The sequence below is a fragment of the Seonamhaeicola marinus genome (genome assembly GCF_008085455.1).
This window is the reverse complement of record NZ_VSDQ01000577.1, coordinates 182,105-196,065: the sequence shown is the minus strand read 5'-3', so window position 1 is coordinate 196,065 and position 13,961 is coordinate 182,105. Positions and strand designations below refer to the sequence as shown.

Below are 13,961 nucleotides of genomic sequence, written 5' to 3'. Positions count from 1 at the left end.
TGACCTTTTTTCAAATAAAGTGCATTTCATCGAAAAATTAACGGCAAAACTTAAAAAGTAGCAAAGGTAAATAAATCAAGTCTTATAAGTGGATGGTATTTCCTAGAATAAGTAATCAGAAATATAACTCATATCTAAAAGAGATTGGAGCTATTGTCGGTATAGATAAAAAATTTACAACACATATGGCAAGGAGGATATTTGCTTCAACCGTTCTATTATACAATAATGTACCCATGGAAATTGTTAGTGAGTTTTTGGGGTATTCAAACATCAAAATAACTCAGGATAGCCATGGCAAAGTAGTAGCGAGGAGGATTAGTTTGGAGATTAATAGACTGAAAACAACTACATGTGATTAAAAAGAAGCCCATTTGAACAATTATTTGGGTGGTTGGTAGAATACTATGGATTATATCAATTGACTTAGCTATGTTTGGAATACCATAACATAAGTAGGTTAAGTTTATGGTAGATTTGGGGCAAAAAAGGTGAACTTCTGTTTGCCTTTTTTATTGTACTATATTTAAGTAACCTTAACAAATGTTAAGTAAAAATTAAAGAATATTCTTTAATTTAGTTATGTGACAACAATGTTAAGTTACATCTCTTAAATTCTATAAAGAGGGATTATTACCTTTATTTATAAATGATTTTAGGATTATAAAAATTCTCAAAAAGATTAATAGCTACCCTAACGACATAAGTTAGACTTATTCTTTTATACGAGAATATTAAAGGAGGCAAAAGCCTCCTTTTTCTTTCTTAAATTTTTATAAAGATGCATTTCAGCGAAAAGTAACGGCAAAATCTAAGAAAGAGTAGCTAACAATAAACCAAATACTATGTACAGAACGTATTTTAGTAAATATATCTTAAAAAGAAAGTTATGAATATTAAGTATTTAAAATCGGTATTGGGAACAGTAATGACTATTATGGTATTACTATTAATGGTTAATTGTGATGATAGTGACAGTAATAACAAAACTGAGACAGCAAGAGTTCAATTAAAACTGGTAGATGAGCCAGGGGATTATGAAGAAGTAAATATTGAAATAATAGACATTCAATATCAATCTAATGAGGATGACGAAGTAGGTTGGGAAAGCTTTACGCCAGAAGGGGGCTATCCAATAAATGTTGACATCACAGAACTTATAGCAGGTAATAGTTTATTATTAACAGATGAAGTAGTACCAGTAGGTATACTGAAACAACTAAGACTAGTTTTAAGTGATAATAACACTTTGAAGATTGAAGGAGAAGAAGAACTAATCCCATTGGATACTCCAAGTGCGCAGCAATCTGGTTTAAAACTTAATTTAGATGAAGAATTAGAAGCAGGATTTGTGTATACATTTATTTTAGATTGGAGTGTTCAGGAATCTATTGTAAAAGCTGGTAATTCTGGAAAGTACATACTAAAGCCAGTTATAAAGGTTGATGCAGAAATCAGTTCAGGTTCAATAAGCGGTAAGGTGATTGAACTTATAGAAGAAGTTGAAACACCAATTGCAAATCAAACTGTTGAAGTTTATACCACCGATGACGTATTGGTTAAAGATACCTTGACAGATGATAATGGAGATTTTATGATTCAAGGTCTTGAAGAAGGAATCTATATTGTAAAGATTACCAAAGAAGGATATGTAAATTATGTCTCAGATGAAATTACTGTTGAAGTTGGTAATGTGGAAGCAGTTGAAACAATTACGCTTGAATTGGATATTTAGAGAACAATTAATTATATTAATAAGAAAGACCCGTTCTATATTTTAGAATGGGTTTTTTAGTGGAATTTCACAACACAAAGTAATAATAAACTTTCATTTTATTGAAAATCATGTAATTCAGCGAAAATATTTTACCAATAATCTATTGTTGGCTATATTTGAGATGTTAACCTACTTAATGATATGTTATGAAAAATATAGCAAAAGCCTCTTTTTTGAGTTTGGGACTTCTTTTATTAGGATGTAACCTAGAAAGCATAGAAGAAACAGATTCCCATTTATTAACTGAGAAGAAATCCTCTAATAAGAAAGAAAGTTTTGAAGTAACAGAAAGTAATGGTTCCACTGATGATAATTCAGGAGAACATTGCCATACCGTTAATTTGATTGCAGGACAGCATCATGAAATTGGAACGGTTACTATTGATGTTGAAGGCGATATTTTGACAGTAACATACACAACCGATGGAGACTGGGTGTTAAATGCTACACATTTACACATTACCAATTGCGAGGAAGATAGCTTCCCTCTAACTGGAGCAAACAATCCTAAAATTGGACATTTCGAATATGCCAGCGAACATGAAGATGGAACAACTCAAGTTTCCTATACAATCGACATAGGTGAAATTACTGGAGAACTATGTTTTGCTGCACATGCCGAAGTAGATGGTCCTTCTGAGGAAACTGCTTGGGCAGAGGGAGAAGATTTTGGGGGTAATAGTTGGGCAATGTATTTTGAAGCCGACTTAACAGATTGTGATGGTGGGGATACTCCTCCACCCGCTTTTTAATTTTAATATGAAAAAAATATAATAGAATTATAGGTAAATAATTACAGTAAGATTATTATTCCTTAACCAAATTTATTATATTTATTAATATTAGTTCATGTTTACATCTAGTACTGTAACATTAGAAATTGTATGATGCGGACTCCTAAATGGTCTTTGTGATAATAAGCCTGCATCTTTTACTCTACCAACAACCGAATGTATCTTGGTTGTTTCCAATGCCTCATGTAAGGTCATGGGTGGTAAAATACTTGGTAAACGTTTTGCTAACATGGTTTTACCCGCTCCTGGAGGACCAATTAAAATAATATTATGACCTCCTGCAGCTGCAATTTCCATGCAACGTTTAATCCCTTCTTGTCCTTTTACATCGGCAAAATCGTGCTCAGGAAAATCCAGATTTCTTTCGAATTCTTTTCGGGTATCAATAATAGTTTGCTCTAATGCTTCTCCTTTATCAAAGTAGCTGATGACCTGTTTAATATTATCAATACCGTATACTTCTAAATCATTTACTATAGCTGCCTCTTTTGCATTCTGATTTGGTAAAATAAACCCTTTGAACCCCTCTTCTCTGGCTTTAATGGCAATTGGCAAAGCTCCTTTTATGGGTTGCAAACTTCCATCTAAAGATAGCTCGCCCATTATAAGGTATCTATCTAAGTTTTCGGCTGTTATTTGTTTGGAAGCAGCCAAAATACCGATGGCTAAGGTTAAATCGTATGCAGAACCTTCTTTACGCAAATCGGCTGGAGCCATATTAATAGTTATCTTCTTTCCTGGAATTTTATAGCCGTTATTCTGAAGTGCGGCAGCTATTCTATAATTACTTTCTTTAATGGCATTGTCTGGTAATCCAACCAAATGATAGCCAATACCTGAATCAACATTTACCTCTACGGTAATAGTGGTAGCTTCAACACCAAACACGGCGCTACCAAATATTTTTTTAAGCATATTCTTTCTTTAATGCTTAAATGTAAGAAAAGTAGTTTAATACATTCCTACTATAACTACATAAATTAAAATTCTTAAGGGGCTATAAGTCCTTTTCCTCCACAATCTCCACAGCGTACCCAGCCATCATCACATGAATAGGCACTGCATTTGTAAAGTCTAGCGCTATGTTCATAGGTGCCCACTTTTCCGTATCCATCACATTTTTTGCAATTTTCTCCCCCCTTCCCCCAACAACTATAACATTTCTTGTATCCTATTTTACTTAAAACTTTTCTTGCCTTTTCATTACTCTTACTAACACCAATTCCGTTTAAATAAAGGTCAGCTAAAACTTCACCGACTTCCAAATTAGTTGGCTGCTGATCGTAAGATTTTTTTATCCAATAAAATGCTTCATTAGATTTTCCTTTTTCCAAATTTAATTTACCAAAATGATATTGCCCTACCTTATGATCTTGTTTTGCTGCTTTACCATACCAGAAAAAGGCTTGTTCTTTCCTATCCGAAACACTAATTTCACCAAATAGATACATTTCTCCAACAAATACTTGAGCTTCCGAATCTCCTTTCTCAGCACTCTTAAGCCCCCAATATAAAGCACTTTCATAATTTTTAGCAGTACCAATTCCTTCCCTATAAAGGCAACCTAACATATATTGAGCATCTGAATAACTTTGTTTTGCACTTTTTTCGCACCAATAAAACGCTAACTCCTTACTTCTCAAATCCTTTACAGCATTAGTCATATACAAAATGCATAGTCTATATTGAGCATACTTATTACCCTGATTTGCACTTTTTAAATACCAATTATACGCCTGGGAATAGCTTTTTTCCAGATTTCCTCTTCCAAAATTATGCATATAACCAAACCAATACTGGGCCTTAGGGTTTCCTTTAATAGCGCTACTTTTAAACCATTTAATTGCTTTAATTTCATCCTCTTCAACTCCATCAGAAAAAAAATAAGCATACCCCAAATTAAATTCCCCATCTGCATTTCCTTGCGCTGCACTTTTTTTATACCAAAATACAGACGCTTTCAAATCAACTTCAGCCCCTTCATCTCCATTATAATAATAGTTACCAATGAGGTTTTGCGCTATTGGATCTCCTGCCTTTGCCTTTTGAAGTGTTTGGTTAAACAAATCTGTTTGAGAACAGATATTTAGGTTAATCAATACCGTAAGAAGTACGGTCATTTTAATTCCCATATTATAAACCTTTGAAATTCAACATCATTGTTTCTTTCAAAGATAAAAATGAAAATAAATATTTACAGAATAAATACGATTATTAACATTAAAATAATACATATTAATTAATCTCTACCATATCTCCGGTTTAGTTGTACAACCTAGTAATCACAAACTCAGAACGCCTATTGGTTTCATGTTGTTCTTCACTACAAGCATCTTCAGTTTCACATTTTTGAATTGGCTGAGATTCTCCATAACCAATAGCAATTATACGGTTGGCACTAATACCCTGCGAAACTAAATATTCCTTAGTGGAAGTCGCTCTTTTTTGAGATAACTCCTTATTGTAAGCTTTATGTCCTCTAATATCTGTATGAGAACCTATCTCAATTGTCATTTCCGGATATTTTTTCATTAAATTAATGACCGGCTTAAGAACTCTTTTAACATCTCTTCGGATGTACCAAAGTTTATAATCAAAGTTAATATCGCCAGTTTCAATTACAACTTTTTCTTTACGTTTAACAATATTAGGCTCCGATGCAATAACTTGCTCTTTTTTCTTTATTTTATCAGCTTCTTCCTTTAGCCTCTGTCTTTCTGCAGATTCTCTTTCTTTTTCCTTACGTTCTTGTTGTTTTTGTAATTCTTTTTCTTTTGCTGCTTGTGCTTTTCTTTCTATTGAAGCCAATGATACTAACTCTAGTGAAGCATCATTCTTTTCACCTCTACTACCTCCAATAATTAATTTACGTTGAGCGTCTTTGTATCCGTCTGCTTTCGCTTTTACTAAAAGTGTTATTTCACATGTAATATCATTTTTAAACTTACCATCTAGTTTTGTAGCGTGTTCGGCTATAAGTTTATTCGAATTATCATCTAATAAAGCTACCGTTACTTGTGCATTTACAATTGGTCTTTTAGTTTCTTTGTCAATAATATTTCCAACAATATATTGCTTACAATCTTCAATAATTAAAGGCTTGGTTTCTTTAAAACTATAAATGTCATCACTTCCTTTTCCACCTTTTCTATTAGAAGCCATAAATCCTGTTTTTGACGCATCCTCTAAATAAAAAGAGAAATCGTCATGACCAGAGTTAATTGGTAACCCTAAGTTATCAGGTTCTTGAAAACTGTTTCCTTTTAATTGAGACCGAAAGATATCTAAACCACCAAAACCATAATGTCCGTTCGATGAAAAATACAAATCGCCATTTTTTGAAATAAAAGGGAACTGCTCTCTGTGTTTAGTATTAATTTCAGAACCTAAATTAATAGGGATTCCGTAGGTTCCATCTTCATTTATATCCACATAAAATAGATCGAAAGATCCTAAAGTCCCGAGCATGTCAGATGCAAAATATAAGCGTTTACCATCTGGACTCATAGCAGGATGTTCAACAGAAAAATTATCACCGTTAAAAGGTAATGGTTGCACATTAGTCCATTTACCATCTACTAAATCCGCACTATAAATCTTAAGGTGTGTAACTAATGCATCATCTTTTACTTCTTTACTTTCATAATAGTTATTTCTTGTAAAATACAGTTTGTTTTGGTTTTTACTAAAAGCCACAGTACCCTCATGAAGTTTCGTATTTATTTCTGCGGAAATAGATTTGGAACCTTCTAAAAAGCTATGTAAACTGTCTTTATGAATTTTATAAATATCTAAAAAAGGCTGTGCATTCCAGCCGTATGAACGCTTTAAAATAGTATTACCTAAAACACCTTCTTTTTTAGGTGCTGCATACACCAAGAAGTCATTGAAATTCACCATACCAAATTCTGAATACTCGGTATTTACTGGTGAATTTTCTAGCTTATATCTGCTTCCAATAGCAACTATGTTTTCATGTTTTTTAATGGCCTTAGTTAGTTCATTTAGGCCTTCAGTATCATTATTAGATTCTAAATACTCTTTTAATACACTATTGGCATCATTGTATTTACCAGATGCTTTTAGGGCTTGTACATATTTAAAAATATTTTGGTAAGTCTTTTTACTTTCTCTTTTGTTTACCAAATACCCGTATAATCTTGCGGATGCTTTTAAATCACCAGTATTGTAATAGCATGTTGCCAAATTTTCAACCACTTGTATATCTCGACCTTTTCTGTGTACTTTTTCGTAAAACGGAATAGCCTCAGCATAAAGTGCCCGATTAAAATACAGATTAGCCTTTCTTAAATCTGTGTCGTATATTTTCTTAGGTGATGACGTTGTTTCTTTCTGCGCAAATCCAGAAAACACCATCATAAAAGTTAGTATAGAAAGTATTTTTTTCATCTGTAATATTTTTAAAAGAACCTTGGAGATTTTTTATACCCTCCTTTTGCATTTAATAATGACAAGTCTAACAGTAGTACAATTTCATGAGAACCATTGTTGTAACCAGAGAATTGAGATACTGTTCTATCATAAGCATAGGCTACTTTAAATGTTGGTGTTATTCTAAAACCTAGAATACCACTAATGGCATCATCATATCTATAAGAAAGTCCAGCTTCAATTCTTTCATTCAATAAAGCGTTTATAGATACATCTGCATTAATTGGCGCTCCCTTTACACCACGTAACATAAAAGAAGGCTTCAATTTTAGATTGTCATTAAGATTAAAAACGTAACCTCCAATTAGGTATAAATGAATTTCCTCTGTTCCAAGCGTGTTTGCGGTAGAAACATCATCTAATTGGGTAGATTTTAAAAGGTTCGGTGTTGATAATCCCACATAATATTGATCTGTAGAATAATATGCTCCAATACCAATAGTTGGATAAATTTGATTCACATTATTTTGAAACACCTCATCGTTAGAATCTACAAGCCTTCCTTTAAATGCAGAATCGTATAAGGTAAATCCAGCTTTTAAACCAAAGGAAATATTCTTGTTATCGCCTAAATTTAAGCGATAGGCAAAATCTGCGTTTATATTATTTTCATTAAGTTTTATGACGTCCTCACCAATTTCGTCCGAGGTAAACGTAATTCCCATTTCAATCTTGTTGCTGAAGGGCGTATGCGCAAAAAACGACATTGTAATCGGCCCTCCTGTGGCACCTGCCCATTGTTTTCTATAATCTGCACCTAAATTTAAGATACCCAAATCACCAGTGGTATAGGCGGGATTTATTACACTCATGTTATAGGTATATTGGGTGAATTGCGGATCTTGTTGCGCATTAGATATTTGCCACACAACGGTAACAAACAGAAATATTAAAGTTAATTTTCTCATTTTTATTTGTATTGTGTGAATCATTATCTTTTTAAATATACTTGACCTTGACTAGGTTCTTTACCAGATCTGTTAAACTTTAGTACATAGAAATACACGCCAGTTGGCAATACATCTCCTCCAAAAGTACCAGACTGATTACTTTTACCATTCCAGAAACCCGTTGCTGTATTTCCCTTAAATACTAAACGTCCATATCTATTAAAAATCTGAATTTCATAATCAGGAAATACAAATTCTATATTTAGTAATTCGAAGGTATCATTAACATTATCTCCATTTGGAGAGAAGGCATCGGGAATAAATAATTCATCTTCAGAACAAACAGTAAGATCAACTAAAATATCAACGGTACTACTTTCACATGAAATAGTTACTCCATCAATGGTTACTGTATTTCTAAATGACACTGAATAGGTGCTTCCATTCTGAAGTACTTCGTCTTCATCTAGTTCATCTCCATTAGAATTATACCAAACTAATTCATGATTTAAAGGAATTACAAAACGGTCATTATCATTTTCATCTTCTAATAAGTCTTCAATAGTTTTTTCTTCAATACCGCATAAGTTGGCTGTTAAAGAGCTTGGTACAGGAGTTTCAACTCCAACTACAGACATGGTTATGTCTAAAGTCTCACTAACACAATCCCCCATTTGTATTTGAGCTGTATATATACGTGCATCTTCTATAGTTTGTGTTCCGGATAACTGATTATCATTTTCATCAAACCAAAGTACTATCTCGCTTCCGGAATAAGCATCATTTAGTGTTGGTTCATTTACCTCACAAAATATAGCATTGAAATCTGAAATTGATATTGTTGGATTTTCAATTGTAAATGCTACCAAAGTTCTATCTGAGCTCTCACACCCCATAACTATTGTTTGTGAGGCATAAATACTACCAGCATAAGATGCTAACTCTAAGTTACCGTCTAAAATGGTTAAGGTAGATTCATCTTCATATAAATTAACATTTGCTGATGTTTGGTTTTCAAGTGCATTAAGTAAATCTTGTACAGTAGGGTTATTACCTAAACAAAATGTTAAAGGAGTTAGCGTTGGGCTTGGAGCCTCATTTACAACTGTAAAAGGCACTTCTATAATATCACTAAGACAAGTTCCTGATATGGTCTGTTGCACATAAATAGGACTTGTTAAACCATCTAATGTAGTATTAGAGGCTATTGAAGTTGTACCGGCTTCATCGGAATAAAAACTAAGTACACCTTGTCTAGAAATTGAAGATTCTTCAAAACTCAAATCTTCTAATGTTGGAATACCATTGAGTGTACAAAACTCATTTGTTAGAGGCATAGGGTTCCTGGCTGTACTTGTTAAAGTATAAGTTACTCTTACTCGATCACTTTCACATCCAGCAGCTATGGTTTGAGACACCCAATACTCATTAGCATCATCTAGAGGTAACGATGTACTTGTATAAGCATCACCTGCTTGACCAGTATACCATTGTATTGTTGCTGTTGGATCTACCTCTACTAGTAAATCACTAATTGTTGGAGTTGCGTCTTCACAAAACTCGTTCTCTAAAGGTATTGGCGTAACCGCTTTATTAACAAAAGTAATATTGGCTCTTGTTCTTGTTTGAGCTATACAACCACCTGAAATAGTTACCTCTGCCCAATACGCATTATTAGCATCAATAATATCGGTATTGTTATAGGCAGTTCCACTAGTTTCTGCATTAAACCATGTAATATTTTGACCCGATGTATCCAGATCTTCCACAGTATTTTGAACAACACTACAAAACTCATTGGCATTTAATACTGGTGCCGATACCTCTGTTACCACGCTAACGTTAAAATTTTCTGTTCCCAAGCTACATTGTGTGTTTTCATCTGTGAACACCGCCGTAAACGCTTCACTTTGTGTTATTTCATAAGAATCTGATAGTACTTGTCCCGAAGCATTTTCTACAGTGATATTGACGTTAGAGCCTGCAAAAATTGACAAATCTCCTAGTGTGACTGCACCGTTTACTAAACATACCTGAAAGTTAGATTGGATGAGTTGAACAGGATCTGGCGGACCAATTCTGAATACCATACGCGCATCAAATATATGTTCTGCTCCCACCTGCATAAGTCCTATAGTTATACCTTGAGTAGTATAACTATCTATTTCTGTTTGACTTAACCCTCTACATGGTGTATTATCATCTTGAACACTTCTAATAACAAACACGTAATCTCCATCTGGTAAAGCACTTACATCGTTAGAATTTATAACATCTATATCTATACCATTACTCTGCGTGTTATTTGTTAACGAAGTATTGTTATCTCTTTCTGAGAATTGGTCTGGTTCGCTTCCTAATTGATATATATCAAAAGTTACAGCACTATAATTTACAAACTGTCCAGACGGGCTATCAAATCCAAATTCTAAACTTGAAGCATCACACCTATTATCCGGTAAAATATTAAATACAGGGTTTGGTGGTGCTGGTATTAAATTTAGCGTTGTACTTCTAACAAGATCTCCACAATGAACAAAATTATTCGTGTCAAAAAACACTAATTGATTACTACCTTGTGTAAACCTATCCACTGAAACAATAGCTACAGCATTACCATTAGAAAAGGTTACATCTTCTGTGTAATTAGTTCCATTAATTGAATAGGCAACAGATTGCATCCCATTGGTAGGATTAAAACTAGCATCAATGGTGTTTGTAAAGGTTATTAAAATATCGTCTAATTCACAACCAGAGGTAGAAGACACGGTAATTGTAGGCTCTAAATATGCATTGTATGTTTGAGATGGTACATTAACAATAGAGGTACATTGCATACCATTACAAGTTGGCCCTCCAGTGATATCTGTAATTTCTAGCGTTAACGTTTCGCTATCTACTAAACTTGGTGAAATACTAAATTGAGCAACGCCATTTATAAACGTAACATCTGAAGATGACAAAGAAACTGAACCCAGACTATTTCCCGTAATTGTATAAAAAAGGTTGTAACTTCCATTATTTAAAAGTGTATTATCATAAGTAAGTGTAACTGCCCCATCACAAGTAATAGCTAAGCTCCCATCTAAATTTAGTTGCTCTTCTATACATACCGTAAACATGGTGCTCTGTGGATCACAAATTGGATGACTAGGTAATACCTCATAAGCAAAACTATAAGTTCCTGGACCAAAGTTATTATAGATGTTTTCAATATTAATTTCAAAGTCTGTTCCGCTAGAAATTTCTCCCGTAGAAGGAATATTAACATCGGTCCATTCACCATTAGGATCTTCTCCTTGCAACTGATCGAATAAATTTATTGCTGTGAGACCGGACATATCGTCTGTCTCACAAATATTAATATTTTGAGGTAATCCCGGATTTGGTGCTCTTCTTACTTCTACATCAATAACTGCAAATCTTTCAGGACAAGTATCTACAGCGGGAACCGTATAAATAAAAGTATAAACCCCAATTGGTACATTATTAAAATTGAAAAATTCATTGTTTAAAACACCAAGTTGTAAGTTCCCAGAATCTTCTGTCCAAGTACCTCCTATATCAGGTCTAATATCATTATTAGCAACATCTAAAAAGATGAACAAGTCTATAATGTTAGATGAGTCATCATCACCCACTTTTAAAACTTGACAAACATTGTTTGCTCCCGGATTTTGATTACTTTCTCCTGGGTATCCGCCTAAATTAATGGTTATGGTAGAAGTACTTGCATCACAAGCGGAGTTGCTATAGGTAAACAAATGTTCTCCAAACCTATTAATTTCCCAAAGGTTTAATTCTCCTGTAACTTCATTAAGTGCATCAGAATCAAAATTACTATTGGCAATCCATACGCCTCCAGCCGTTTCTCCTGTAAGTAAATCAAAAAGATTAATGGTTTGCAAACCAGGGTTAGTTTCCTTATCACAATAAGTGATTTCTGTGCCAGTTCCTGCACACTGTGCCTTAGCTAAAGAAAACTTTAATAAAAAGACGCTAACTACTAGCACTTTAAACAAAGTCTTCAAGTAAGTTTTATTCATCTTGAGGTTGGTGTAATAGATTTGTGCAAAGACATTAGTATTTTAATATAGTATACTATTTAGGCTACTTTAAAACTTTAGTAAAAAAATAAAAGAGGTAACTTTGTTAATAATAGCAATAACTCATAAAATACTAATTTGTAACCAAATACAAATCTTAGCACAAAACTTGTTTCAGTTACAAATGTAGGAAATTATTTTTAAAAATTTACCGTTTGTCGATTTTTTTAATCATTTCACCTGAAAAACATGTGTAGAAACCACCTCATTATTAATAACTAGGTGCACATCAAATACCCCTCGTCTTTTAAACAAATACGTGAATTTTAAAAGTTCTTTTGAAGCGTCGTAGGTATAATTAAATACTTTTTTTTCACTAGAATTAACAATATGTAACCCAATCTTATTTAAAGTAGCTTGTCTTGGTACCCTATATTCTAAAGCAATTTCTTCACCTTTTAGAATTTCCGATTCCATTCTACTTGGGCTTATAGGTAACACTCCGTATTTAAAACTACTACCATACACTAATGGTCCATTTAAAAACTCAGGGATTGTTGGTTTCTTATTTTCTAGTAGTAACCATTTTTTATCTAAAGGATAATGACTTTTGGCAAATAACTCTGGCTCAGAAAAAAAATACCCATCATTATATTGCCACACAAAATGCCCGTCATCAATATTAAAATAACCACTAGCCCAAGTAGGATCTGCGAAGTACCATTTATTATTAAGTTTAACCACATTCCAAGAATGGTTAGGTACAGTTAACTCCCCAATATTTGAGGTAACGTTCCTTCCATAACCATGTATCATTTTGCAATCTAAACCTGCTAAAATGGCCATTTCTTTAAGTAGATAAGCATACCCCGTGCAGATAGTTCTTTTTTGTCTAATTAATTTCCTTAGGGCTTTCTCTCTAAATTTTACATTCCATTCATAGAGCGCTGTACTATCATTTTCGTATTTTTTGCGCATTCTTAAATTTTGAAGCTGATTACCGTAATCGCTTTCAATATTCGTGCACACCCAAACATAAATGGCCCTAAACTTTTCTACATCTGTATGTAACTTAGACGTGAGTTTATACACCAGAATAGGCATATTTTTTAAGGATTCGCCTTTGTGACTTTTCGCTATATTATCTGCCTTTTCAAAACTAATATGCTCAAAATCGGAAATTTGTCCGAAATGTTGAAAACAAATTAGAACACAAAAGAATAGAAGATAGTGCCTCATTAAAAATGGCTACTATTTTTTACGCTTAGACTTATAAACCTTGTTACTATTTACAGCACCCATAAGTTCTACCAGTTCTGCATCTAAAGTAACATCTAAAACAGTCTGATTGGCTTTTACCTTTTTACGAATAGGCGTATACCCTAAGTAGCTAAAGATTAACACATCTCCCTCTTTTAATTTTTGAGGAAACTTGTATTTACCTTCAAAATCTGTAGTAGCCCCAATTTTAGTTCCCTTTAAAACTATACTTACTCCAGGTAAAGGCAGGTTTTCATGATCCAATACGGTACCGGCTAGTAATCCATCTTGAGCTTGCTGTTCTATTGGTGTACTTTTGGATTGTTGTGCATTAACCGACTGAAATGCGAATAAGGATAACATTGCTAACCCAAAAACTTTTAGATATTGAAACTTAGATTTTGGTTGTTTTATTGAGGATTGAGAATAGGTTTTCATTTGAGATGTTTTAAAAATTCCACACGTATTTGTTTGATTGTCTTCAAAGAACTTTATTAGCTCCGTAGCCGTCATATTTCTAAAATCTATAACCTCTTTTTTACAAATGTTACAGAAGCCACCTTTTTCAGTTTTATCAAATTTATTGAAATTTTCTGAACAAGGACTGTTAATTTTTAAATTAAGTTGTTGCATAGTATTGATTTTTAATTGTTTCTCTAAATTATGCAACACTCGCAAGACATAAAACCGTGTTTGAGTGAATGCCCTTTTTGAATGAGTGAATTAGCCAAAACATAAAAAG

At 33.3% G+C, this 13,961-nt stretch carries 9 protein-coding genes and 1 pseudogene; 3 read left to right on the top strand and 7 right to left on the bottom strand.

The window, feature by feature from the left end:
* The first annotated feature begins 92 nt into the window (after positions 1 to 92).
* The 3 genes from FUA24_RS09250 to FUA24_RS09240 all read left to right on the top strand — a co-directional run bounded on the left by FUA24_RS09250 (position 93) and on the right by FUA24_RS09240 (position 2,529).
* Positions 93 to 362: a tyrosine-type recombinase/integrase gene (locus FUA24_RS09250; protein ID WP_148541621.1), complete on the top strand. Its 270-nt coding sequence runs from the start codon at positions 93 to 95 to the stop codon at positions 360 to 362.
* Between the two features lie 527 nt (positions 363 to 889).
* A complete protein-coding gene (locus FUA24_RS09245) occupies positions 890 to 1,735 on the top strand; it encodes a DUF4382 domain-containing protein (RefSeq protein WP_148541619.1) in 846 nt (281 codons plus the stop codon).
* 188 nt (positions 1,736 to 1,923) lie between these two features.
* On the top strand, positions 1,924 to 2,529 hold the full coding sequence (locus tag FUA24_RS09240; RefSeq protein ID WP_148541617.1) for a hypothetical protein: 606 nt from the start codon (positions 1,924 to 1,926) through the stop codon (positions 2,527 to 2,529).
* A 108-nt stretch (positions 2,530 to 2,637) separates the two neighbouring features.
* Here the strand turns inward: FUA24_RS09240 and FUA24_RS09235 are convergent.
* The 7 genes and pseudogenes from FUA24_RS09235 to FUA24_RS09205 all read right to left on the bottom strand — a co-directional run.
* Positions 2,638 to 3,486: pseudogene (locus FUA24_RS09235) on the bottom strand (YifB family Mg chelatase-like AAA ATPase); the annotation flags it as partial.
* 74 nt (positions 3,487 to 3,560) lie between these two features.
* Entirely contained in the window at positions 3,561 to 4,703 is a 1,143-nt protein-coding gene (locus FUA24_RS09230; RefSeq protein ID WP_148541615.1) for a tetratricopeptide repeat protein, read from the bottom strand.
* Between the two features lie 130 nt (positions 4,704 to 4,833).
* A complete protein-coding gene (locus tag FUA24_RS09225) occupies positions 4,834 to 6,981 on the bottom strand; it encodes an OmpA family protein (protein WP_148541613.1) in 2,148 nt (715 codons plus the stop codon).
* Positions 6,982 to 6,992: 11 nt separating this feature from the next.
* Positions 6,993 to 7,931, bottom strand: a complete 939-nt coding sequence (locus FUA24_RS09220) for a PorP/SprF family type IX secretion system membrane protein (protein WP_148541611.1) — start codon at positions 7,929 to 7,931, stop codon at positions 6,993 to 6,995.
* Positions 7,932 to 7,954: 23 nt separating this feature from the next.
* The gene (locus FUA24_RS09215; protein ID WP_148541609.1) at positions 7,955 to 11,959 is read right to left on the bottom strand and encodes a gliding motility-associated C-terminal domain-containing protein; all 4,005 of its coding nucleotides are present in this window, start codon (positions 11,957 to 11,959) and stop codon (positions 7,955 to 7,957) included.
* A 231-nt stretch (positions 11,960 to 12,190) separates the two neighbouring features.
* Positions 12,191 to 13,198 (bottom strand): transglutaminase domain-containing protein, encoded by a 1,008-nt coding sequence (locus FUA24_RS09210; RefSeq protein ID WP_148541607.1) that lies wholly within the window; start codon positions 13,196 to 13,198, stop codon positions 12,191 to 12,193.
* A 12-nt stretch (positions 13,199 to 13,210) separates the two neighbouring features.
* On the bottom strand, positions 13,211 to 13,852 hold the full coding sequence (locus tag FUA24_RS09205) for a carboxypeptidase-like regulatory domain-containing protein (protein ID WP_148541605.1): 642 nt from the start codon (positions 13,850 to 13,852) through the stop codon (positions 13,211 to 13,213).
* Between the last annotated feature and the right edge of the window lie 109 nt (positions 13,853 to 13,961).

Bases quoted from the DNA above. Each gene is read 5' to 3' on its own strand.
- FUA24_RS09225 (WP_148541613.1), bottom strand. From the start codon at position 6,981: ATGAAAAAAATACTTTCTATACTAACTTTTATGATGGTGTTTTCTGGA.
- FUA24_RS09210 (WP_148541607.1), bottom strand. From the start codon at position 13,198: ATGAGGCACTATCTTCTATTCTTTTGTGTTCTAATTTGTTTTCAACAT.
- FUA24_RS09240 (WP_148541617.1), top strand. From the start codon at position 1,924: ATGAAAAATATAGCAAAAGCCTCTTTTTTGAGTTTGGGACTTCTTTTA.
- FUA24_RS09245 (WP_148541619.1), top strand. From the start codon at position 890: ATGAATATTAAGTATTTAAAATCGGTATTGGGAACAGTAATGACTATT.
- FUA24_RS09230 (WP_148541615.1), bottom strand. From the start codon at position 4,703: ATGGGAATTAAAATGACCGTACTTCTTACGGTATTGATTAACCTAAAT.
- FUA24_RS09250 (WP_148541621.1), top strand. From the start codon at position 93: ATGGTATTTCCTAGAATAAGTAATCAGAAATATAACTCATATCTAAAA.
- FUA24_RS09205 (WP_148541605.1), bottom strand. From the start codon at position 13,852: ATGCAACAACTTAATTTAAAAATTAACAGTCCTTGTTCAGAAAATTTC.
- FUA24_RS09220 (WP_148541611.1), bottom strand. From the start codon at position 7,931: ATGAGAAAATTAACTTTAATATTTCTGTTTGTTACCGTTGTGTGGCAA.
- FUA24_RS09215 (WP_148541609.1), bottom strand. From the start codon at position 11,959: ATGAATAAAACTTACTTGAAGACTTTGTTTAAAGTGCTAGTAGTTAGC.